Here is a 22,848-nt window from a genome sequence, read left to right as displayed (position 1 = left end):
AGCGCAGCTGATGACGGGCGACCTGCAGGACCGGCGCGGGATCAAGCATCTGAAGGTGAAAGGGAAGGGCGGCAAAACCCGCTATTTACCGCTGCACCCGTTCGCGGCTGACAAGATACATGAGTACCTGGAGCGCGACAGTAAGCGCGAACCTGGCAATGGTCCGCTGTTCCGCTCGATCCGCGGCCGCACCACCGGCGCCGGCATTTGCGCCGATGGCATCTATAAGGTGGTTGCACAGTGGGACAAAGCGGCGGGCATTCACGTCGACGGGCTGGGTGTGCACGGATTGCGGGCCACGGCCGCGACCAATGCCCTGGAGCATGACGCCGATATCGCCAAGGTCCAGGTTTGGCTGGGTCACGCCAATATCAGCACGACACGCCTGTATGACCGACGTGGCCAACGCCCGGAGGATTCGCCAACGTACAAAGTAAAATACTGAAGGAGGTTCGGCCGGAGAGGCAACCACAAGGGGGTCAAACCCTCATTTTTCCTGAGAATCAGACTACTACCGAAAGGTTATATCATTACGTCTAAAATCCAGTTAACCTGCCATTCGTCGCCTTTATGCACTGACGCATAAATGAACTTGACGGCTTATTCTGTATATTTATACAGTATTTCGTGCAGCTTTTTCCCTATTGGGAGAAAGGTGAACGCACGGAAGCCAGCCCTATCAAGCACTGGCGAGCGTAAATCGGTCCAATAATTGTTTTGGATTCGACACTAAATAAGGAGATACGCACATGGCAGGACCAATGGGACCAATTGGACGGATGGAAATTACAACACCCATAACAATTACAGGGGTAGGAACGCCAAACTACTCCCCAATGGGTGGCGTGGGTGGTAATGGTGGCTATAGCAACGGCGGCCCTATGATGGGCCATAGTGCTGGTTTCGACCATACAGGCATGAGAAATTTCTTGTCCAAGACTTATCCGCCTATTTTACGCAGTGCAATTCAAAACGAGGAGCAAAACTATCTGATCAAAAAAAACAACCTAGAAAAAAAAAGGTGACAGACGAACTAATAGCTGCGAAAGCATCATCCCCCGCCACAGGTAACTCTTTAGAAGAAAGAAATCGTAACTCGTTTACCCTGGCGGAAACGCTAATTTTAGCTAAAGAGTCAGAACAAAAGGCGCTAGATTCGGTAGCAGATAGTTTTTATGGCGCGGTCTTCTTTACGAAAACCATTGACGATTATTTGGCTGAAACATTCAATCGGGCACTTCGTTCATTGGCGCCCAGGGACACGATTAATGTTTGGAATAAAGCCAACCAATCGGCGTACGCGGCAAAAATTCTCAAGGACGAAATTGCACTTCTAAAAAGTAAAAAGGATGAGATCCAGAAACGAATGCTGAGTGATGCCAGAAGGAAGGTCCGCAGGGGCCAATTGCCGAGTGCTCCACCAGGTGTATCCTTAGAAAATAATATGCAGGAGACGCTAAAAAATGATCAGTTTTACCCGTCTCGCGGCTCTGCTCATTTTTATACCTGGTTTTATGGCAAGGTCCGAAATGGCGGCCCCTGGGACTACAAAAAAGGTCAACCACAGTACGAGAATTTTGGTAATTTCCATTATGGTGCAGTGGGCACGGCGGGCGGTATTCCGGAGCAAGTGCTGTTGCGAGCCGCAGGTGCAGCTCAAATGAGGGCTGGTACGTCAGAAAATACTTTCGGGACCTTTTGGGGAGATACACCTTATGGCGATGATCCAGTTGACCAAGTATGGATCAAGGCTGGTATAGATTATGCCAAATCAAGGGGTTACTAAGTGGGGAATTTGGGCGCTTTTGATCATTTGTCTAGGGCAGGGGTTGTATATTTATATAAGCTCGCCTTCCAGACCAGATCCTAGCAAAGTCGTTTCAGTCACGAAAGTTGGTGAAGGCGGGGCTATCTATGAAGTCTTATACGATACCGGAGGGGCTACTGTGGCAGATGTCTATCGGTACTTCCTCATGGACATTCAGCCTAGCGACGAAGCGGCTCTTTTAAAGTCAAAAAATAGCTACCCATTTCTTGTGACAAAAAGCTCTAATGCTGTTCGTGAGGTCGTAGAGGATAAGGTAAAATTAAAGACCAATAACACAGTGTATGAATTTCATAGTATCTCGATCTTTAAAACTAATGGAGAAGTTCAGATGGTGAGCTTCGACCTTGACGCTACAACTCCCTAGCTATATGCAACACAAACACCGGCCAAGTGCCGGTGTTTTTTGTTTTCTTAATCGTAGATGTATTAGTAAAGCGTTCAAGGACTCACCCCACACAACGTTAATGGGCAATGAACGCTTTCCAATGCTCCCACATTACAGCAAAGCAATCTTCCCCTGAAACAATCATTGCTCCAGCGCCTGGCGCCGGGCTGTGAAAGGTTCGTCCACGCCTAGGATAAAGCCCTCGGCGCCGCCCTTGCGCCAGGTTGAGCTGGTCTAGGCCCCAGGAGAGCTCTCGTAGGAAATTTCCTCTTTGACTTCGATATCCAATGTTCCAGGGTAGTGGACTGCTATCAACACCCGCCCCCATGGATCAGGATCATACAAATGAACGGCTCGTTGCCCCTGGCGTATACCAACCAAGTTTCACCAGAATTTCTTCGTAATCTGGACAAATCTCCCTTCACGGAACGGCAGCTTGCCAGTTTTGACGAACAGGCTTTGGCTATTGTTAACCAACAGCGTTCTTACGCTAAAGCTCATCCCCCGATCGCTATTTACCGAGTGGCAACTGCGGGCAGTCAAACCCGTAACGGCGGGGTGATTCAACATGCGACGGCGCCGATGGAATTCACGCTGGATAACGGTCAGCAGGTACGCGCAGCGCAGAAGGGCGATTACGTCGTCTATGACGATGGCAGCATGGCGCAAATCGTTACTGCCTCGGGGGAAGGTAATAGTCACGTTGCCCTGGTGGGCAGCCATCTCAGTAATGGCGATGTGATTATCAATACCCCCCAAGGTGGCCTCCTGTTCATAGCCCGGCAAGGTGTGCCGATGGCAAAGGACTTCCTGCCAATTGCCGAGGCTGAGTGAGGAAGCTATTTGACGGTTTAGCCACGCCCTCGGCTCAGAGTTGGGAGTCGCAACCTGTGGCCGGGAACATCTTAGGTTCGAACGAAAGAAATGGAGAGCATATCTATGAGTGACGGATACTTCATTGGCTTGGGTGACTTAACCACCTGCGGTGGGAAAGTTCTGGATGGTGATAACAGAATCAACATTTTTGGTGTCCTACATGCCTGCGCAGGTGATCGGGTTACTTGTGGTAAGGACGGGAAAACTTATCGGATCGTCGGTGGCATTTCGCACATGGTGAGCCATGGCAGGCTTATGGCTGGCACGCTGGATAGCTTCAGTGATTGCCCCTGCAGAGCCCGTCTGATCCCCTCGGTTTTTACGGCCACCTATCGCAACAAAAGTGCGGCACCGCTTGCGACCAAGCAAGTCGCTCAATCTGCCTCATCAACGCTAACCAGCGGTTCGCCAGCGCCTCGTCAGTCTGCATTTTCACCATCGAGCACTCCAGCTCCAGCCGTATTCGACCGTTCAGAGCCACAGCAGCCAGGCTTCTATGTTGTGCCCAAAACCATGACCCACGAAGCACTGGAGAACACGCTGTTCCCTACGCCCAACCCGACGGTGATGAACAAGTTTCGGGCGCTCAACCCTAATCGGGGTGACGTCAAAGCTGGCTCAATGATCGTACTCAGTGACCCGAACAACTTTCAGTGTACCCGTGAAGAAGCGGTGCTGATGGAAGCTGCTGCCAAGACTAACGAGGCACTCAAGCCACTGAGCGCTAGCGAAGCCGATTTCATGACACGCCATCACGCGGAGATTGAGGGATTCCTATCGCAGGGTTCTACCGCGATCGGTGCGGGGGAAGCCATGTTTGCCAGGAATCTGGAGGCAGTGAAAGGCACACTGCGTGACATCGAGGCGCTGCATCAAAGCGCCTTTCTCAAGGACGGGCACCTGCGCTCACCGGAATTCTTCGCCGAGCGCAAGCGCCTACTCGCGCAGCTCAACACTGGTTTGACCGGGCTGATTCGCAAAGGTATTGGTTTTCCAGATCACCCGAATTTGAAGAGCGCGCTCGGGATCTCCAGTCGCAGCTTGGTGCACGGGTGGACGAAAGCCGGTGCGCCTGGGCAGATCCCCGGCTACGCAACGCACCTAGACGGGGTGGCCAAGGCCGCCACAGTCGTCAAATATGGCGGCTGGTTCGGCACGGCCGTCGGCGGTGGTGCCTCTTACATGAAGGTTCAGGACGTTTGCGCGGCGGGTGAAACCGAGGCTTGCCAGAAAGTTCGGTTCACTGAGACGGGAAGTTTTGCCGGCGGTGTTGCCGGCGGTGCACTTACCGGGGCACTCTTTACTTCCCCGCTCGTTGGCACGCTGTGTGTGGCGCTGGGTGTGCCAACCGGTGGCGCGGCTACCTTGGCTTGTGGCGTTGTGTTGGTCGGCGGCGCATCTGTAGCAGGCGGCGCACTCGGGGGAAGTGGCGGTGAAATGGCAGGCGAAGTGCTGTATGAGATGACGAAATGAACACTGCCGAGTTAATTGTGGGAGTCCTGTGCGGTGTGGTGATTGTCTGCATGTTCGTCTGGGTTGGAGTCGCGCTGCGAGTTAGCCACATGCACATGGATCAGATGTTGGAGCACCTCAAAAACAGCCCTTCCGTTATGACACTGGCCGCGCTTAGAAATGGCGGTCCGTGGGGCCGGTTGATGCTAATCGGCGGGATTTCTGGCTTCGTCACATTCTCCAGTTTCTACCTGAAGCGCGGAGGGATCAGTGCCAAAGATATAAGCGCCTTTCCTCACCCTCTCAGGCGCAAGCTGGCCGTACTTCAGTGGGTGGCTATCGGGCTGTTCGTCGCCTTGGCAGTACTTGTCCTTCTCGGGAAATCCGGCATCTTCAAATAGCCTATGTCAGATTGCCCGCATTTCTTCGTAGATGGCCATCGTCTTTACCGCTGCACCCGGCCGCGGCCGAGCGCATCCATGCCAGCGGCCGGAGGATTCACCGACGTACAAAGTGAAGTACTGAACCGGGGGGCTCAGAGGGGTATTGGTAAAGTGCTTACTGACTCACCCCAAAACAGCCTTAATGGGCAGTAAGCACTTTACCGATACTCCCCCGTTACAGCGGAAGCATTCATGCCTCCAGTATCTCACGACGTGCCGTTACAGCGTCGTCCAGGGTGATCGACAACGTTTCGACGGTGGCCGGGGTCAACGCACGCGCTGCGTCCACGCCTTCGACAAAGCCTTCGGCGCGCTCTTGGGCCATGGCGAGTTGTGCCAGGTCCTGGGCACGCTCGATGCGCGCCCGGTGCTGATCGACAGCACGGCGAATCAATGGCGGCAGGTCGATAGCGTCCACGGGCGTTGTCTAAGGCGTCCACCATGTGAGTGACAAGCACCTTACGAACACGCTCACAGATGGGACATTCTATTGCCGGATAGCCTTTAGCTTTGTCCTTTACCTTGAATACAGCAAAGGACGTGCCTGTAAGCTAAAGGAAATCCTCTGCCAACTTTCTCCAGATCCGGCACGATTGCCGTGAAATCCTGGCGCGCCATGCATATGACTACTCTGGTGCAAATTACCGTCAAAGTCGTATGCTGGCGGCAATTGGCCATTTGGTGCCGGCCGGCAGAGGTGCAAGGGACTGATGAACAACCTAAACTTCCAAAGTGAAAGCCCGTCCGATGTCGATGTTTTCAAGGGCGAGAGTCACGACCGCGTGGCTCAAGCGATGCATGATTATCTAAAGCCTAAAACCAATCACCGGGTGATTGGATTGGACGGTGAATTCGGTTCAGGGAAGAGTTCGATCCTCCAGATGCTCGAAAAGAAGATCGATACGGAGAAGTCGAAAGCGAAGCTATGGCTCTTTGACTGCGAGCAGAATTATCAAGGCTCGATCAAAAGCAATTTTATCCAACAATTGACCGAGCAGGTCACGGAACTGCTCAAGGCATTGGGGCGAGAAAAGCAAATCGCGGAGGTCGAAACTAGCCGCGACATCGCCTTAGGTCGGCACTACAGCTACACGAAGGACACCCGCAGTCATATCAGTATCTGGGCAGTGCTACTGATCGCAAGCGGTGTGCTTACGCCGACCTTTATTCGTGACTATCTAATTCGCCTTCATGCCAGCGATTCTCTAGGCCTATGGCTCCATGCTCTTTATGTGCTGGCGTGCACAGCGCCTGGCATTATTCTTCTGTTCGCGTATCTCGCCAGCCGAAGAGAAGAGGATCCGAAGAAACGCTGGAACTTGGCCAGTCTGCTCAAAGGCAGTTCAGATGATCGAATCACTGAAACTATCGAAGTCAGCAAAGAGGTGAGCCCTCTCGACTTGAAGCAGGCGCTGCGGAAGCAGCTGCATGCAGTGAAGGATTACCACATCATCATTGTGATCGATAACTTGGACAGGCTGCCAAGGGATGTCCTGCGAGCGGTATGGAGCGATCTAGAAATTTTCACGTCCGTCACAGGCGAGGAAAATCTCAGTGTCATAGTGCCGTTCTGTTCCACAAAGGTGTCCAAATATCTCAATGGAGAAAACGAGCAAAGCTACGACTCGAAGGACTTCATCGCCAAGAAGTTCCCTGTGGTGTTTCGTACCCCGCCGATCATCACATCCGGCTGGAAAGATGCATTCAGGAAACTTTGGAGTGAGAGTTTTGGTGCATCCAACTTGTTGGATGCTGATGCGTGCAGCGTAATTCTCCAGCGTCATAGCCCCATGGCTGGCGGGTTGGTAACTCCTCGCCTACAGAAAAGATTCATCAACGACATCGCAACCACACTGCTGGTCACTGCAGATAGACCAAGCGTAGTCTGCATCGCTGCCTACCTGGCAATCTGCAAATATAATGGCGTGGCCATCGAGGCGATGCTGAGAGACCCAGATGCTCCGACGGTCGATAAGAGCACTGAGAGCACCACAGAAGCTGAAGATGAAGCCGCCCAAACCGTGGCGCTAAACATCGATAAAACCAAGCGCTCCCTGAAGGCACTCCTGGGAGAGGACATGAAGACGGGCTGGCCCATCCAGATCCTGCAGATCCATTTCCAGACATCTTCGGATATCGCCATCGCGGAACTTATCGACCAGCCACTTGAAGATGCTATCGACTCCCAAGACGGCAAAAGGCTCGCCGCACTCGTTCCTTACTTTGGATTTAAGGACTCTTTTGTTCGCCGCTTGGAGACACCGGTTTCCCCGGTCAGTCTTCTGAAAACCCTCCATCAAGCGTCTCAAATGGAAGGGTGCAGCATTGATGACCTGCTCCCTCACGTGAGTGCGAAATTTGGAAATGGGGATCAGCTGGAAACGGTAAGCACAGATCCCGGTTACTTTGATTCCATCAAGGGACTGATTGGGTTAGGCCTGCGCGCAGACATCTTCGAGAAGGCACTGGCGACTTCCAAAACTGCGTTCGAAGAAATGATGGAAGAGGCCTATGATCCAGAGTCTGTTGAAGGCTATACAGAGACCATTTCCAAGTACGACAGCTACCTGGATTCTGTAAGCGCCCCATTTGAACCCTTGACCATGGGTGGCGCTGAACTGTTGTTCCATATGGTAATGCCCGATCCAGATCTCAAAAAGATTGATACGAGTAAAATTAGCCTCAACGACAATGGTTTGAGGGACGCGGTCCTGGAACTCGCAGCGACTGAGCATGCAACCTTAAATCGAGTTCCACTCGATGAAAGCGATTGGCTGCCATGTTTCACAGCCTATTTTGGCCAAATAAGGCTGACCACTACCCCTAGGCCTTATTTCATAGGTGTTGAGCCTACCGCGGCAGTTACGACGGCAATTGATTTGAACCCTGCTGAACATAGGGTCTGGTTCGCAGCAGCCCTGTTCGGGAAGCTTTCCAGCGCGATGCCGCAGCTGATTCTGCAGCATCTACCTAACGTGAAATCCAACCGCATCAAAGTCTCAATTGCAGTCATGTACATGAGGCTGAATACGGGAGTACCGCTCAGCGAGATTCCAGGCATCAAGGAGGCTTTTGAAGCCGAGCAGGAATATCTGTACGCGTTGGTTCGGGCAGCGATCATCTCTGAAAACCTCTTCAGACTGACGATTGAAGATGAGTCTGCACACCTAGTGGCACCGATTCTGTCTAGGCTGATTAAGGTTGGAGCCATCGGAAACGTTGCCTCTGGCCACGTCTATGAGTCGTATTCGACCCTTGCGGATAGGCTAAGTGGCTACGACCTAACGGATAATGAGTTCCTTGAATGGTTCACCTCGTTCAACTTGGCATCCGAGAAAGTACCGGCGCTCTCAGATATCGATACGCGGTTCTTGAGCCACGCCCTTGAGGGGTCCAACGCCAAGTTGCTGGAGTTGCGAGCCGCCATACTTGATCGGAGCTTTGGGGCAGGTATTGATGCTCCTGGATGGATGAACCTCATTGAAGCTGCCAGCACCAATGAGCGAACTGCATTGAGATACATGATTGACAACAAAATCGATTTTTCTGGTGAGACCTCAGCTCACCAAGCCGTGTCGGCCTGGCTTACAGCTGCAGTCAAACAAGCCACGTTCGCCAAACCGTCCTCCACGAGCATTCAGAATTCAAAGCTACTGCTCAACCTCTTTGAAGGAGACACTCGCGCCATCATTGGCACCATGCTTCGGCCATTTGTATACGATCTCAAGGTCTCTGTGGAGGCCTCAATCCTTATATTGGGCGAATACGGCGAGCTGTTACCGAACATCACTCCTAGAACACCTGAAGAGGAGGAACGCCTTCTTCAGATACTACTGCAGATGAACAGTGACCCTGAGGGCACAAGATCCGCAGCGAGTTTTATAGATTCAAGAGCGTCTCAATTCGCTGAATGGAAAATTTCTAATGAACATAAAGACACGTACGCTTCCCAGGTAACAAAGCTCAAGGAGCGCCTCCCAAATATCTACACCTACCTGTCCGAGCAGCATGGGAACAAGGGGCGCATGCAGAAAATGGCAAGAGCCTTTTTCGGCAAAGAATGAAAAATTGAGTTCGCCGCCAACGCATAGATTTTAAGGCATTCACCGATTTGCGTGGTGCACCATTCTGGCGTTTTACGAAAGAAGAATGTAAGCAGATAACCGAATTGATTGATGGAATTCGTAAGCGACTAACACCGAAGATAGCCATCATGCGAGCCGAAATTGCGGACGCATAGGAAAAGACGATGGCCATCTACGAGAACATGCGGGCACAACTCCAGGAGCTGGTAAACCTGGTGAAGCAGGACGAACAGTACGCCGCAGCAGTCGCCACGGAAAAAAGCCGCGCATTCGTGCCTGCGATAAATGACGTAAAGAAAGGATCATGCGAACTGTGACTAGGGAAAGAAAATTTCGGATCGTTAAGCGTACAGCGTTTGCTGTTGGGGTACTAACGGTAGTGGTAGGGGGCGTTGTCGTTTTCGATAATTACCAGAGGCAATTGGTTTTTGATGAAAAGACGAAGAACCTCCGCACCACGTTGACCATATACGAATGTACAACACTTTTCGATTGTAGGTCCTTCGGGCCGCTGTATCTCGATATTCGAGGTCGTGATGAGTGTGAGCGTGTGGCTCGTTCCGATATCAATAAAAGAATTGAAGCGGTGGGAACGTCGATTCTCACGCGGTACACGTTTGAATGTGAAGGTCACTTAAACTAGGAAACCTGACGTAATGACCCAAAATAACAGCACTGGTCTCGACCAAGCGCTTGCTCGCATGTTGGTGGTGTCTCAGATCGTGTCGATCCTGGCGATTCCAGTTGTGCTTGCGCTGGCGGGATTTTGGGTGCAGCAAAGCTTGCAAGACCAGCAAATCAAACGCGATTACGTGAATTTAGCTGTCTCGTTGTTACTCCCTAAAAAAGAAGGCGAGCAAGAGGCGCCAAGAGAACTCAGGAAATGGGCCGCGCAGCTACTAAGCAATTCATCCCCGGTGAGGCTCACAGATGATCAGCTCATCGCTATTGAAATGGGAGGTCTGAAATTGAAGCCGGGTGATCTTCTATTTTTAAACACCTCCGGGAAACGATATGAGGGAATTTATTTGGGAGACGGTAACTTCATCCACTCATCCCGTGCGGGTGATGATTCAAACCCATTGCCCAAACCATCAAATTAAGCAGGAAAAGTCGCAATATCTACAAGCCTGCCGAGTTGCGGGCTTTGGCAGTGTAGGGATGCGGCTCTCGCGTCCTCAAGAACGAAGAAGGCTCTATGAATAGCATCTATCTTGAAGCAATTGAGGAATTTGAAGCCCTGACAGGCACACCCTACCGCGATGAGCTTTACACAACTCCAGCATCTGTTCCGGCTGAACTGCTCGACGTCATCAGCAAAGCAAAGATCAGTCAGGCTAACGCTCAGCAAATGAGCATTACCCATCAAATGCAGCAGTTCAAAAAAGGCAGCTTCGTCGTAATCCCAGACGATAAGAAGCACTTGGCGAGTGAGTTTGAAGCGTGCGGGGAACAAATAGAACTTTGGAGTGCTGCACGCTCAGGTCGTAAAAATAAGTAGGAAAGCAAAGCATGGAGCTCCGTCATACGCTGATAGCTTTGGGTTTGATTATCGCCGCCATAATTGTGGCGAATACTCCAGCCTGCAATCCACCGGCACATACAGCATCCTCGACGCAGCAAGCGAAGCAGATCTGCGATGAAGTTTACGCTGACAGCGAGGACGCTAGCGGATACGGCGATTGCGTCAGCTCAGCAAAGCGAAGCCTCGAAAAATACTAATTGGCGGGAAATTCCCGGTAATTCCTAAGCCCCGCAACTGTGGGGCTAAGGCCGTAGGATAGGCGCGATTTCCGCGCTCCAGGATCAAGCAGGATTGGTCATGCACCGACAGCATTACTACGTATTCACCTTTTTTGACGTTCGCGATGGACAGGCAGTTTATGCCAATGCGTATCACTGGTTGCCAGAGCAAAAAATCACCAAACGGGTGATCGCAGAGGCCAAACGCAACGCGACGGTATCGAACACTGCTACTGTAATGAACTGCTCTTATCTCGGCTTCATGACTGCCGATGAGTACGAGCGCAGCTAATCTTTGGAAAAAGTCGCTCAGATGTACCTCAAGCCCGGTCCTCAAAAGCTGGGCAGTGGCAGTATGGGCGGGGCAATCGTCGCGGCTGCGAAATAGGGGAAGGGAGCATCAATGCGAATCGTAGGATGGATACTGAGAGTCTTGGCATGCATATGGCTGGTATTTGGAGGGCTGCGTATTTTCCTCGCACTCACTGGCACTGGGGCTCTGGGGCCAGGGAATCATTTGTTGGCCGGGATTATTACGTTGTGAGGTAAGAATCGGCCTGGGGAAATATCCGATCAATTTGAGCTTTTGCGCTAACGGGCTGTAGCGTTTCGTTGCACTGGAAATTGGAAAGTATGTACCAATCGTATAGGCTCAACATCTTGGTCCCTACCCTCAAACCAAAACCTGCGTGCACAAATTTTTGAATCTGGCGGGCATGAGGGACTCGTTGGGCCGGGCTAGTCTAGGGTTGCTTCAAGCTGCTGCTGATCAAACATTTCGCTCAGTATCCTGGTGTGCTTAAGCTGCGTGACGGAGTAGAACATTTTTCTATTTAGGAGGATCCTCTCCATGCTGCGAGCGGAAATAAGATGCCTCGTCGAGACTGAGATCTCTACAGTCGTGCCATCTCGGGTGTCGGCCACTTCCAGGCGGTAGGACTCAATCAAGTCACCCCGCTTTTTGTGGCCGAGGGCATTCGAAGCTAAGGATGGGTTCTGACACGCTGACCTCCAATGTTGGAACGCTGAACTCGGCATACACAAAGCCCCATTCTATATCTTATAGAATGGGGCTTTGTGTATGAGGGCAGAGATGACACGCTGAGTGAGTCTCAGATTATAAAATTAGTAGAGGTAAGGACCACGTCGATTGACGCTGACGGAGTCGAACCTCGCCGCCTTAGATATTTCAAGCCTTTAAGCTTACGGCCTCGGAAAAATCCGATATGACCTCTCGCTCCAGTGAGTAGGGACCGGTTCCCCTAGGTCCTGCAAGGCTGATTGCCTCTTCTAATCACATGTAGTCTTCATAAACGCGCACTTGATAGGTCAGGCTTTTTAACAACTGAGGATCAAACGACAGTTGGAAAAGGCTCTTTGGCAAATCCTGTGGTGACTCGATCACGCTTGCTGATATCAGCCCTGTGCTCGCGTCGCGCCAGGTCGCGCTAAGCTGATTCCCCCCTGGAACGGTTTCAACCCTTAACCACACCTGGCCACGCACGTCGCTGGCGCCGACGGCACCCTTTTGCGTCAACAGGCGGTCCTTGTCCCGAAGCGTTAATTGCAGCGTCGCCAGTTCATAACCTTGGTCATTGACCTGAAAGAACGAAACCACTCTGGCCAACCAATCAGGTGAAAGTGGCCGATGTCGGATAATCGCACCAATCACGCGTGGCTCACTGAGCCAGCGGCCGGGCTCAACCAGCGCTGCGTAACCGCCATCCAACTCAAGCGCCAAGCGTCTGGAACCTAACAGATCAGCTAGGCGAATGCCTGCCCCCAACAGCACATTATCAGCGATAAGGGCGCTGATATCCTCCAGCGGCAACTCACCAGTATTTGGCAAAATTCCACCCAGGCCTGCCACCAGTCCCAAAAGATCGGACTGCCACAGCTCTGGCTTTGTCTGGCGCAGGAACTGTGCATATTCGTTCACCGCCACATAAGACCCTGTCTCCTGCGCGATATAGAGCGCCAGCTGGGAACGATAGTAACGGTCCACCTTGCCTACATTGGCTCGAGCGAACTCCAAGGCCATAGGATCTTCGAACAGTTTGAGGTTATCGAATGCCAGCATTTTCATAGACCAAACGTTATCTGCGTCAGCGATGAGGGTGCGCGAGAACGGTAGGAAAGCACGGTCGAATTTCAGCCGCTCCAGCAGCAACACTCGCTTGTGCTGGCTCAAAGACGAGTCGTTCACCAGTTGGGCAAGGGCTTTACCGGTTGGATCCTCCATCCAAGCCGGCGCGAACAGTCCACGACTACGGGTAATGATGGTCAACGCGTCGGAGAACTGCCCAACATCTGATGAGGGATCCTGGAGGATCGCGAATAGACGCTGCCGCTCAGCTTCCGTCAGAGACAATGAACCATTGCGCCCGTCTACACGCTCACGAGCGAAACGCACCATGTAGGCGTCCAGCAGCGCTTGGGTGCGCATTGCATCAAGCGCCTTGCTTTCATCGCTATCACCGTCCTCGAAGCGCAACCACCGATCAACCTTGTTCGTGAAGGTGTTCGTCAAACTGTCGGCAAGGTTCTTGTAGCCAAAGAATGCTCCCACGGCCAATGCCAGCGTGATGAAGGTTCCTATCGCAAGAATCCACTGCTTGATGTGATGAAGAATCGACAGTGTCTTCTCAATGGCCCGCTCAGAGATCTTAGCCTCGGCATTGCCGATCTGGCTCTGGACTTCGTGGAGCAGAAGAGCGCTGGATGACTTGAGCTCTTGCAATTCCAGGTGGAGGGCCCGGTTTTGCTCAAGCGCCTCGGCACGCAGTTGCGCCGCAGCCTTATCCAGATGCAGGGAAATGAGGTCCTTGGTAGTAGACACCAGCATACTTCCTTATATATTTGGAGCGACCAATAATTCCATATCCACCGTTCTATTGATATCCCTTAACCAGCAACAGTTATTCAGTGCCGGCGGGTGAGTGAATCGTCCAAGTGTGCCTATTCACATCTAACGGCTGCTTTTGGCCGGAGGTAGTCTCCGAATGTGGTTCCGATGTTACGGATTGGCTTTAGCGTTATCGATCAGTCCGGCTGCTCAGTAATGGTAGCCTTCCAATGACGACTGAGTTTTGATCGGGCGTTGGACGCTCAGCCGGACTGGAAAATTTTCTGAGTTGTTTCGTTCGATCACTATCGCTCAAAACGTTCATTTCCGAAAATACCGCTGAAAATAAGGAATTTTCCTGCAGTCACTCTTGCTTGGGATGTGCAAACCTGTCGGCGCCCATTCCATTGGGCGCTTAAGTAAGTTTCGCACATGGTAGAACAGGATAAATACGAGATGAGAAAAAAGGAATTTACTCAGCTATTTGGTAGCCGCTTGGCGAACGTTTATAAAATTTACTCACGGCTAGATGCTGCATTCGCCCGCTGGTTGAAGGGGAGGGGAATGCCGGCAATCGTAGTGATTTGGGTAGTTAGAGTCCTAAAGGTATTATCGGCAGGAGTGCTGCTTTACGTTGCGTTCTGGGTGACGCTTGTTTTTGTGGGCTTCTTTGGACTTTTGGCTTTTTTAAGATTCGATGATAGTGACGAGGATCCTGTTGCTGGATTTCAGAGCGAGAAGCTGTTTCCTGACCACCACTCGCCTAAAAACTCCCACGATTCTAAATTCGACTAAGGGTCAAAAGGGCTGCTACATACTCTCCGAAAGGTTTTAGGTGATTTTCTTGATTGCGTCTTTACCTTTGCCACCTTGCTGTTGCGCCCCATTTGTCCCATCTGACATACCTTGCAGAGTAGCACCTGCCTTGACACCTGCTAACGCGAGAGTAGTCATCCAGAAGGCGGGAAGGATTATAAACAGTGCAGCCATTACATAATTCAACAGCATATCTGCCTGTGTATTGTTCATACCCATCAGCGGATTTAGGCTGGAGTGAGGGGAGCTGGCTCCGTACAACGCATCTAGGATCGTGGTATCTATCCAGCGCGCAATCTGCAGCCAGAAATCGACGAAAATGATGGCGAATTGCACGACGGAAACGGTGATGGTCGTCTTCAAGTCATAGGTGCTGAACATCAGCACCAGTGGGATGCAGATCACCAGTGCCATTTTGAGAGCAGCAAGCACCATTGGTAGGGCTTGGCGTACAACGTCCATCGCTGGAAAGTACGCCAGGGTTCCTACCGTTAATCCAACCGTGCCTGTCACTCGGCTCATATCATTGAACAGCGAGCCTCCTACCTGGCCACCGTAGTCGGTGTACACCTTGCCCTGAGTCATCCTTTGACTGCTCGGCGAAACCACCTGCCTAATGATCGCGTCATTGACCTCATCTTGAGACATGAAGCTGGCCCAGCGAACAAAGTGCTCCAACAGACTGCTGTCGACCTGGCTGAGCAGTCGAGCACGAAGGCCTCGATCGCTATCTCCCCACCACTGGCTACAGGTCGGGTATCCACCACCATTCCTTACTTGGGCGAGTCCCATATCTCTTATCGGGTCGTAAGGCCACTCCGTGCGTGGTGTCTTTGATTGATAGGTATCGTAGTAACCCATTTGATTGGAAAAGTACTTGGAACCAATCCAATTGATATCGTTGGTCAACTCGTCGGTGAGGTTAGGACGATTCATGAAGAGCTTTGCCCGGGCGGAGCCGTAGCAGTCGTTGGTGAAGTCAGCGACCTCCTGGGCTAGCACCGGATCATGCAGACGCGTGTTGTACACCTTCATACGCATCTGCCTGAGGTCGGTCCCACACGGAATGGCCGCAACCGCTGCGCCGGTTATGGCCTTGGATACGGAGTGCACGAAGAACCACCAGACAGGCACTTGAGCGCTCTGATTATTTAGCGAAGTGAAGGATCGTCCCCAGCCAGTGTCAACTGGAGCAGGGACTTGGTACTGACACTGCTCGGACCGGCTTTCATCGAACCTCAGCGTACTGAGATCGAGATGAATGAAGGGGATGCCTGCGAACATGATCACAGCGGTGGCCAACCAAAGACGGCTTTCGATTCGAGTGCTTGCTAGCAAGCCTTTGTTGCCTTCATCCGCACCTTCGCCTCGTGCCCTGAGCCATTCTTGGAGGAGAATCGCGAATAAGGGGAGGGCGAACATTCCGGAGTCCAGCAGGACGTCCCAGATGCCGTTACTGACAAGCCAGCCTACGAGAGTCAGGTAGTACTCAAGGTAGTCGTTCGTATAGAGCGTCATCTCATGATCCCTGCCGCAGCTGGGCACGAATTAGCTCAATCAGCAGTAGCGACAAAAAGACTGCGATTTCAACTCTGCGCACACTCGATGTGGAGGCTCGTTCGCCTTGAAACAGCCGATCTCTGTACAGCATCCAACCCCATAAGATGATGCAATAGAGCGCTACTCGCCACGCAAAAAAATGCCAGTAGGTAAGCGCTCTCCATTCTTGCCATGCGGGTAACCCCTTCATGACGTGAATGCCTAGCACATTGAAAATGAACGCGACCAGAATGACTAGGCAGGCCATGGTGATAGGTGCCCAAACCTTCATACTGAAGAGACGGAACCAATGGTTTTTGATCATGGGACTGATCTCCGACCGCTAGCAGAGACGTCTTTTTCCGCCTGCTCAAGACGGTTGGTTTCTGGATCGCCTTCGTAGATCATCCGGGAGTTGTCTTTGCGCTCTTTGTGGCGAGCGATGATCGCCGCAGGGGAGTTACTGGTTAGGGATCTGCGCAGTTCTAGCTCGGTTTTCAGATTGGTGATTTCTTGCTGAAGAGATAAACGTTCAGCGTTCACCGCGGCTGTAGCCATTTCGTTGGCTGCCACATTGGGTTCTTTGTTGCCGGCGAGGAGGGCGCGCTGTAGGAGCAGCGCCTTCTCCAGCACGCTTGTGACTGCGATTTCCGAGGCCAGGCGTTGTGCCAGGATCTCTTGATCAGGTTCGTCGCGTAGCGCTGTGATGACCCCACGGGTGATGGGCATCGAACTACTACCCGCCAAATTCAAATTTTCGGTGTTTGGTGGTTTGGAACCCGATATGAGCTCCTGAAGCGTTTCGAGCTTCTGCTCGTACTCTTCCTGAATGAGTGGGGTCAGGCCCACGCCGGCAGTCGTGGTGCTTTTGGTACACGTCTCACAGGTTTGTTGCTGTATCTCTCCCAACACACGGTTAGCGAATTTTGCTGCCTCGTCAGGGGAGCGCCAGGTACCGCAGAGCATTCCGCTGTTGCAGTCGTTAGGGCCGATGGCGGATATGTCGGTTGCAGGCCGATTATTCAGCAGGTTGTAACCAGCTTTTGTTACTTCGCTGACCACGCGGATAGGCGTTTGTCCTCGGCCTCCTGCTTTGTTCCCGCCTACCCAAGGTACCCCGGTGTTTCCGTTGTCGGATTCGGCTTGAGCGGTAACAGCTACGGCATCCCTGTTTTGCCCTATGGCTTCTTTGAGAGCTTGGCCTTCAGCGAGAGAGCCCCAGCCACTGTGATTACCTGCAATGTTGACCATACGCTCGGCGATTGAACGACAGCTTGCCTTTGAACGGTCGAAGTCCAAGCGCGCTTGAAGAATGCCGTTAGTGAGCAGGTTGTATAAACCAGGATCTGCACGTTGAATGATCAACGCTGGGAGTGAGGCAACGGCGCCGGTAGCATTTTGGATCACGCTACTCATGATGCCCTGAAAGCCACCCGTCAGGCCGTTGAGCTGATTATGCAGCGTGGTCGACAGGTCCATGTTTCCGCACATCAGGTTGCTGTTCCAGCCAACTCCAACCCCGATGCTTTGCATGTTGCCGGCGCGCCCCATAGAGACGGCATTTCCTCCACCGATGCTGTACAGGACGTCATCCCCAATGACGCTGCCGGCATTACTGAAACCTGGTGCCGCGGTAACGGAAGACAGGTTGCTCAGCATGACTGTTAAGAGCATCCAGGCGCCGCTGAAAGAGAGTGCGAAAGGTGACGTCCGAGTCATGGTGGAGCTCCGTGTGGAAATTGTTAATGAGGGCCTGTACTGCCGAGGAAGGTTTGTCCCTCCCGCTTGCAACAGGTGTAGGGGCGCCAGAGTGACCATGCATACGCACCGTCGATGGCTTGGGTGTGCGGACCCGGATCGGGGAAGGAGGAGCAGGCATTCGTCAGTCGTGGTTTGAGCTGTTGCCACTTTCCGGTCGTGGGGTCCGACTCGCGCAGTTCACCGGCAGGCCAATAGCCGGGGCTAGGGGCAACCAGGAGAGGTTGATAGACGTGGACCTGGCCGGGACGCGTGACAATGTCTCCTGCGCGTTGGGCCATAACGGCCGAGGCTTTGTAGTCGTCAACTTGGTGCAGGAAGCCGCTGCGCGGGTAGATGTTTCCCCAGAGATTTAAGGACAACCTGCTGCCGACCTCACGCAGGCCAGGTATGAGCGATTGTGGGTAGATGTTTTCGGGGATGCCATGGCGCCACCCTATGTAATCCAGCGTGCTAAGCATATTCGGCACATAGGGAATGCCGGCACCGGAGCAGGTGTACCCCGAACCGCTGGCGAATGCGTTAAACGCTGCGATACCTGGGTGACCAATGACGTCGACGTTTTTAAAGATCGACAAGTTGTTTTCGTGTTGATCGTTGGTGGTACCGCTGCCGCCGCCCTTGGCGTGCGAAATGGGTCCGCTCAATGACCGGACTTCGCTCCAAGGGTTCTCTCCTGTTGAGGAGTAGCTGGAGACCACTGCGTCGGGGACATAGTGGCGAACCTTCGCAGAGGTTTTGACCTTGCATCCAAAGTTAGTACAGCGAAGCCAATAACAGGCGCCGACGACCTGGTATTCAAGACAGCTGGGTGAGGCGACAGAAGGGATGATGGTGGCGGTATCTAATGCGAAGCTATGGGCGCACTGGGTCAGGGAGGCAATGGCTATCGCTATGCGCCGAATGCGACGCTGCCTGTTGGTCAAGCTCATGGTTGAGCTTTGTAGGAGAGCTCAGCCGCCGACGAAGGTCGTGCTAGCTTGAGTGCGACGGAGCTGTAGCTGTCACCGATGATGGTGGACCACGCGTTATAGGTATTAGTCCTGACCAGCCCCGCAAGGTAAGCGGGCCTAAATGCGCTCTTGAGTCTCATCGCCGAATCCAGTGAAGAATTATCCGGATCCTCTACGTCTCGACCTTCAACAGCATTACGAAAACTGGTTCGTCATTCCTCGTATTACTCATTCGGGTGTTTTCAGCCGTGGGATGCTTGTCGTTCAGCCCATGAGTTCGTGAGTGAGCGTTGAGGAAAGCAACCGTCGTCGGAGGGATTGGCTTTTTTTGCCATGTGGCGTTATATTTTAGCCATATGGCAGAGGAGTGCGATCATGATTGCTGCAAGCAAAACCTTGCAAGTAACAGCTTACGACCCCGCGAGGCCGCTACAGCTGTTGTTTGGAGAGGGTAAGAAACTCAAGGTCACCAGTGCGTTTGAGCTGCATTCGATGATGGAGAAGGGGTTCCCGTCGGAGCTGGTGATTGCGTTTGTCCAATCTTATAGCCAGCTACGGGACCACCACGTGTTTTCGAAGGTGCTCGGGCTATCAGATCGAACAGTGCAACGGCGGATAAAAAAACCTGAGCCGCTGACAGCTGAGCAGACCAACAGTACTTGGCGTCTGGCTAGTGTATTAAGCAAGGCGGAAGAAGTGCTGGGGGATCGTCAACAGGCACTCAATTGGATGACCTCGCCTGCCATGGGGCTTGAAGGGCGTACGCCTCTCGATCTTCTGACGACTCAGATGGGATTTGAGTTGGTTGAGGACTTTCTGACCCGCATGGAGTATGGGGTGTATTCCTGATGATCTGTGTGCCAGGGAACGGAGAGCTGTATTTGTGGCGGTTGGATCAGGAAAAGCATGCGTCCACCTGGTCGTCCGGCATTGGTGCTGAAATGGCCGGCGGCCGGTGGAATTCTAAAGGGTATAAAGCGGTGTATTGCTCAGCGGATCCGTCGACCGCGATCCTTGAGGTTGCCGTGCATAAGGGCTTCCAGGCGTTGGACACGATTCCACACGTATTGACGTGCGCCCGAGTGAAGGACGTACGGCTCGTCCACCACGTCATGCCAGATTCAGTTCCTAACGCCTATTGGTTGTTCCCGGGCTCACCGGGGCGTGGTCAGCAGCAGTTTGGTGACAGCCTGTTAGCGCAGCATCCATTTGTCTTGATTCCATCTGCAGTTTCTCGACACAGCTGGAATGTGTTGATGAATCCAACAGCGGCTGAGGATTTGTTCGAGTTTGTCAGTCAAGAGCGATTTGCACTCGATACCAGGCTGAATCCACCCTGATTCCTTATTGCTAGTAGAGGGGCATTCATAACGTCCCTCTGGCTTGACTACGCCCTCAAATTTTCACGAGTTTCATTTTATCCTTTGAGCAGGTCTCTGAGTTTTTCATCAGTTAATTCAGAAGGGGCGGCATACCTGTTTGCAATGGCCTCTATGTGACTGTTCCTTTTTTCGGCCTTCCCTCTCTCTGCGTTCAGTTCATCCACATTTGGAATGAAAACCGACAACATCCCTTTCCAGTTACCAATACCCTCTAGCTCGATATCTACAGAAATTGGTAAGTGACAATTGATGAGCTCGAATGACGGGATACCGACCTGGTTCACGCGATTGATACAAGCCATTGGCGTCATTGCTTTAGAGCCCTTGCGTGGCTTCGACGGAGTGGAAGAGAGACGGAACATTTCGATCATGACAAGGCCGCTGAACCAGGGTGACCCGAGATATCGCCAATACATATCTGCAATATCACTGCCTTGGCTAAGGTTTGTGAACCACGTCCCGCGTGCTAAGCCTAAAGTGGACTCACAGATCTGACCGATTGCATCTACCCCCCTGAGCTCTTTTAGCGTGTGGGCACACGTTGTTTTAATCTTGCTTGCGTCCCAGCGATTGACCTCATCCTCAAGGATAAAATCGATCTCGTATCCTTGGCTGGCCCGCTCAATAATAGGAGCTTCAGCCAACATACCTCCGTAACCGAGCTCATTAAGGAGGATGTAACGACGCTCTTGTGGCCATCTCTTAAAGTCTTGGGTCAAGGACCACAAGTCACGAATGGTACCCTGCAAAAAATGCGAAATTCTAACCTGAGATCCTTTAACTCCAACCCGTACAACTGAGCCTAAGGCTAGGAGGTATGGGCCAATCGCAATGATGTTCTCTGCATCTGTACCGCCGCATCCGTGGATGCGTCGAGATGCCTCGTGCTGTTTTTTAAGGGCTAAGAGATGCTCAACGGGGTAGCGCTGTTCATCTCGATCAATAAGGATACTGCACGTTCCGCACAACCAAATCCCGTTATCAATATGAGAGCGTTCTGACGATGTCATGTTGGGATTGTAACGACGTGCACCGGGCCCTGCCGAAGCGGCGGCGATATGGGCAGCCACTCCAATCATTGTCACCGCATTTGAAGCCTCGTCGCTCGGCCCGACCGTCGAGCATTTGCAGTTGGAGCATAAATAGCTAGCCCGCAATGCCAAATCGCTCTTGGTTCGGCTCGAAAAATCGTCGCGAGTGTTTGACATATTTAGCAACCCATAGCGCAAAGCAGGAAAGTAAACGTCAAGCGAGCGTATCTGGTGAAGGCTCGCCTAGAATTTCAGACTATCCGAAAGCTGTTTTCAAATAGTGACAATTATGCGGTATGGACACATATGTATAGTCGGAGATCATAGCGCTGCCTGAGTGTTTCACCAGAGGACTGTGGTGAAATCTGCCTGTGAACACTGACGCAAATGGGTAAAGCTCTAGGGGAAAGGAGATCTAGGCAATGCACATTTACACCGAAGAACATCAACGTACGGCCCGCCGTGTTTGCGAAGATGTGATCCACCGCATACGGGAGGCTGGGTCAGTTGAGCAAGTCAACGAAAAAGGATGGTTGGCATTAGGTCATATACAAGCTTTCTATGCGATCAAAGCAGTGACTGTGGAGGAGCATTGCCAGCTCACTGAAGATCTGGCAGCCGCAGAGGTACAGCGTATTGTGGATTTGGGTAGACCACTAGGTAGTTGAAGTTTCAAATACTCTCCTGCCTTCAATTTGTCGAGTACTAGGGGGAGGACAAATTACGGACCTGCAGAGCTCTATTTTACGTGATCCACAGTTTAGGCAAGCTAAGCATCGGATTTCGTTTCACGATACGCAGCGCTATGACCGGTTGCATCGGATGCCTGCCGCAGTACGTCGACATCTACTGCCCAGCAGTTATCGGCAGAGATCATGCAGGGCGTTGATACCGGTGCCGCTGATACAGGAGCTGGCCGTTGGCACACCACCCCTGCGTTTGTGCGCATACTCAGCAGATTCATCTAATTTTTCAACAATGGCTTACGTAATCTAGTAAAAAAAGGTGGGGCGATGAGCCGATTGGTTGCTGGTTTGGGTGCTGTGTAAAAAAACCTTCTTCCTGCAAAAAATCAAGTCAATCATATCTATTTTTTATTTTTTAGGAATTTTCCTACATACGTTGTCTTTCGAGAGGGCAAAAATCGGGCAGTCCTAGGGCTACTCGGTTGATGCGCAGTAAACCGAGAAGAATCCAGGCGATGGCTCATTAGAGGAAACGGGCAGGCTCGCAGGAGGCGTATGTTTTATACAAAAGCGGTAGGCTATTTTTTTGGGGCGTGTGTAAGCGTTAGCGCTAATGCTACGGCCGAGTCTGACCGTGCAAATCTCCTGAACGTTTATCAGCAAGCGGTCATCAACGACGCCAAACTTTCAGCTGCCCGTCATGAGTATCAGGCTCTTCGCGAAGCGGTTCCACAGGCCAGGGCCGGGTTGTTACCGACGCTCAGCGCGGGTGGGTCGGTCGAGTCGGTTCGTTTGCAGCGTGATGAGCCGAGTTTGACGCGAACGCGTAGCCAGTCAGTCTTTCAAGCCAATCTGAATCAGCCGTTGTTTCGCCTTGATCGCTGGTTTCAACTCGAAGCTGCGCAGGCGAGTACGGCACAAGCAGCGTTGGAATTATCTGCCAAGGAGCAGGCGCTGGTCCTTGGTGCCGCGCAAGCCTATTTTGAAACGCTGCGCGCATTGGACACATTAGCGGCTTCCAAGGCA

The 22,848-nt window shown here is 52.2% G+C and carries 22 protein-coding genes and 1 pseudogene; 16 read left to right on the top strand and 7 right to left on the bottom strand.

Annotation, left to right across the window (positions count from 1 at the left end; translation table 11 throughout):
• From E4P00_RS17885 to E4P00_RS17860, 6 genes are all read left to right on the top strand, one after another.
• Positions 1-445, top strand: a 445-nt coding sequence (locus E4P00_RS17885; RefSeq protein ID WP_248132340.1) for a tyrosine-type recombinase/integrase, incomplete at its 5' end; no start/stop codon positions are given.
• 304 nt (positions 446-749) lie between these two features.
• Positions 750-1,025 (top strand): hypothetical protein, encoded by a 276-nt coding sequence (locus E4P00_RS17880; protein ID WP_248132338.1) that lies wholly within the window; start codon positions 750-752, stop codon positions 1,023-1,025.
• A complete protein-coding gene (locus tag E4P00_RS29025; RefSeq protein ID WP_348984612.1) occupies positions 1,022-1,786 on the top strand; it encodes a polymorphic toxin type 44 domain-containing protein in 765 nt (254 codons plus the stop codon). The genes E4P00_RS17880 and E4P00_RS29025 overlap by 4 nt, the downstream gene beginning before the upstream one ends.
• Before the next feature lie 772 nt (positions 1,787-2,558).
• Positions 2,559-3,047, top strand: a complete 489-nt coding sequence (locus E4P00_RS17870) for a hypothetical protein (protein ID WP_248132336.1) — start codon at positions 2,559-2,561, stop codon at positions 3,045-3,047.
• Positions 3,048-3,152: 105 nt separating this feature from the next.
• On the top strand, positions 3,153-4,562 hold the full coding sequence (locus tag E4P00_RS17865; RefSeq protein ID WP_248132334.1) for a PAAR domain-containing protein: 1,410 nt from the start codon (positions 3,153-3,155) through the stop codon (positions 4,560-4,562).
• Positions 4,559-4,942 (top strand): hypothetical protein, encoded by a 384-nt coding sequence (locus tag E4P00_RS17860; protein ID WP_248132332.1) that lies wholly within the window; start codon positions 4,559-4,561, stop codon positions 4,940-4,942. Before E4P00_RS17865 ends, E4P00_RS17860 begins: the two co-directional genes overlap by 4 nt.
• Before the next feature lie 232 nt (positions 4,943-5,174).
• On the opposite strand, the gene E4P00_RS17855 is transcribed toward E4P00_RS17860, so the two are convergent.
• On the bottom strand, positions 5,175-5,402 hold the full coding sequence (locus E4P00_RS17855; RefSeq protein ID WP_248132329.1) for a hypothetical protein: 228 nt from the start codon (positions 5,400-5,402) through the stop codon (positions 5,175-5,177).
• Between the two features lie 292 nt (positions 5,403-5,694).
• Here E4P00_RS17855 and E4P00_RS17850 point away from each other — a divergent pair, with 292 nt between their 5' ends.
• The 5 genes and pseudogenes from E4P00_RS17850 (at position 5,695) to E4P00_RS17830 (ending at position 11,104) form a co-directional block, all read left to right on the top strand.
• Entirely contained in the window at positions 5,695-9,048 is a 3,354-nt protein-coding gene (locus E4P00_RS17850; RefSeq protein ID WP_248132327.1) for a P-loop NTPase fold protein, read from the top strand.
• Between the two features lie 185 nt (positions 9,049-9,233).
• Complete coding sequence (locus E4P00_RS17845; protein WP_248132325.1) at positions 9,234-9,386, top strand: hypothetical protein; 153 nt, start codon at positions 9,234-9,236, stop codon at positions 9,384-9,386.
• Positions 9,387-10,034: 648 nt separating this feature from the next.
• Positions 10,035-10,127 (top strand): annotated as a pseudogene (locus tag E4P00_RS17840) (NlpC/P60 family protein); the annotation flags it as partial.
• Between the two features lie 140 nt (positions 10,128-10,267).
• Positions 10,268-10,570: a hypothetical protein gene (locus E4P00_RS17835; protein WP_248132323.1), complete on the top strand. Its 303-nt coding sequence runs from the start codon at positions 10,268-10,270 to the stop codon at positions 10,568-10,570.
• Positions 10,571-10,891: 321 nt separating this feature from the next.
• Positions 10,892-11,104, top strand: a complete 213-nt coding sequence (locus E4P00_RS17830; protein ID WP_122564447.1) for a hypothetical protein — start codon at positions 10,892-10,894, stop codon at positions 11,102-11,104.
• Between the two features lie 1,002 nt (positions 11,105-12,106).
• On the opposite strand, the gene E4P00_RS17825 is transcribed toward E4P00_RS17830, so the two are convergent.
• Positions 12,107-13,651, bottom strand: a complete 1,545-nt coding sequence (locus E4P00_RS17825; protein ID WP_248132320.1) for a hypothetical protein — start codon at positions 13,649-13,651, stop codon at positions 12,107-12,109.
• A 462-nt stretch (positions 13,652-14,113) separates the two neighbouring features.
• Here E4P00_RS17825 and E4P00_RS17820 point away from each other — a divergent pair, with 462 nt between their 5' ends.
• Entirely contained in the window at positions 14,114-14,452 is a 339-nt protein-coding gene (locus E4P00_RS17820) for a DUF3742 family protein (RefSeq protein WP_248132318.1), read from the top strand.
• A 36-nt stretch (positions 14,453-14,488) separates the two neighbouring features.
• On the opposite strand, the gene E4P00_RS17815 is transcribed toward E4P00_RS17820, so the two are convergent.
• The 4 genes from E4P00_RS17815 to E4P00_RS17800 form a co-directional block, all read right to left on the bottom strand.
• Positions 14,489-15,991 (bottom strand): conjugal transfer protein TraG N-terminal domain-containing protein, encoded by a 1,503-nt coding sequence (locus E4P00_RS17815; protein ID WP_248132316.1) that lies wholly within the window; start codon positions 15,989-15,991, stop codon positions 14,489-14,491.
• 1 nt (position 15,992) lies between these two features.
• The gene (locus tag E4P00_RS17810) at positions 15,993-16,337 is read right to left on the bottom strand and encodes a hypothetical protein (RefSeq protein ID WP_248132315.1); all 345 of its coding nucleotides are present in this window, start codon (positions 16,335-16,337) and stop codon (positions 15,993-15,995) included.
• Positions 16,334-17,671, bottom strand: coding sequence for an integrating conjugative element protein (locus E4P00_RS17805; protein ID WP_248132365.1), 1,338 nt, complete (start codon positions 17,669-17,671; stop codon positions 16,334-16,336). The genes E4P00_RS17810 and E4P00_RS17805 overlap by 4 nt, the downstream gene beginning before the upstream one ends.
• Before the next feature lie 83 nt (positions 17,672-17,754).
• Positions 17,755-18,702 carry a TIGR03756 family integrating conjugative element protein gene (locus E4P00_RS17800; RefSeq protein ID WP_248132313.1) on the bottom strand — a complete coding sequence of 316 codons (948 nt, stop codon included), beginning with the start codon at positions 18,700-18,702 and terminating at the stop codon, positions 17,755-17,757.
• A gap of 396 nt (positions 18,703-19,098) precedes the next feature.
• Here E4P00_RS17800 and E4P00_RS17795 point away from each other — a divergent pair, with 396 nt between their 5' ends.
• Together E4P00_RS17795 and E4P00_RS17790 are read left to right on the top strand one after the other, a co-directional pair.
• Entirely contained in the window at positions 19,099-19,572 is a 474-nt protein-coding gene (locus E4P00_RS17795) for an antitoxin Xre/MbcA/ParS toxin-binding domain-containing protein (protein WP_122732534.1), read from the top strand.
• Entirely contained in the window at positions 19,572-20,063 is a 492-nt protein-coding gene (locus tag E4P00_RS17790) for an RES domain-containing protein (protein WP_248132310.1), read from the top strand. The genes E4P00_RS17795 and E4P00_RS17790 overlap by 1 nt, the downstream gene beginning before the upstream one ends.
• A 77-nt stretch (positions 20,064-20,140) precedes the next feature.
• Here the strand turns inward: E4P00_RS17790 and E4P00_RS17785 are convergent, their stop codons facing one another.
• Entirely contained in the window at positions 20,141-21,184 is a 1,044-nt protein-coding gene (locus tag E4P00_RS17785) for a hypothetical protein (protein WP_248132308.1), read from the bottom strand.
• Positions 21,185-21,558: 374 nt separating this feature from the next.
• Here E4P00_RS17785 and E4P00_RS17780 point away from each other — a divergent pair, with 374 nt between their 5' ends.
• A complete protein-coding gene (locus tag E4P00_RS17780; RefSeq protein WP_248132306.1) occupies positions 21,559-21,804 on the top strand; it encodes a hypothetical protein in 246 nt (81 codons plus the stop codon).
• 573 nt (positions 21,805-22,377) lie between these two features.
• A partial coding sequence (locus E4P00_RS17775) for a TolC family protein (protein WP_248132304.1) occupies positions 22,378-22,848 on the top strand: 471 nt, incomplete at its 3' end.

This window comes from Pseudomonas sp. B329 (genome assembly GCF_023127835.1).
Lineage (GTDB): Bacteria > Pseudomonadota > Gammaproteobacteria > Pseudomonadales > Pseudomonadaceae > Aquipseudomonas > Aquipseudomonas synxantha_A.
Note: the sequence above shows the minus strand (reverse complement) of the source record. Positions and strands in the feature narration are given on the sequence as shown.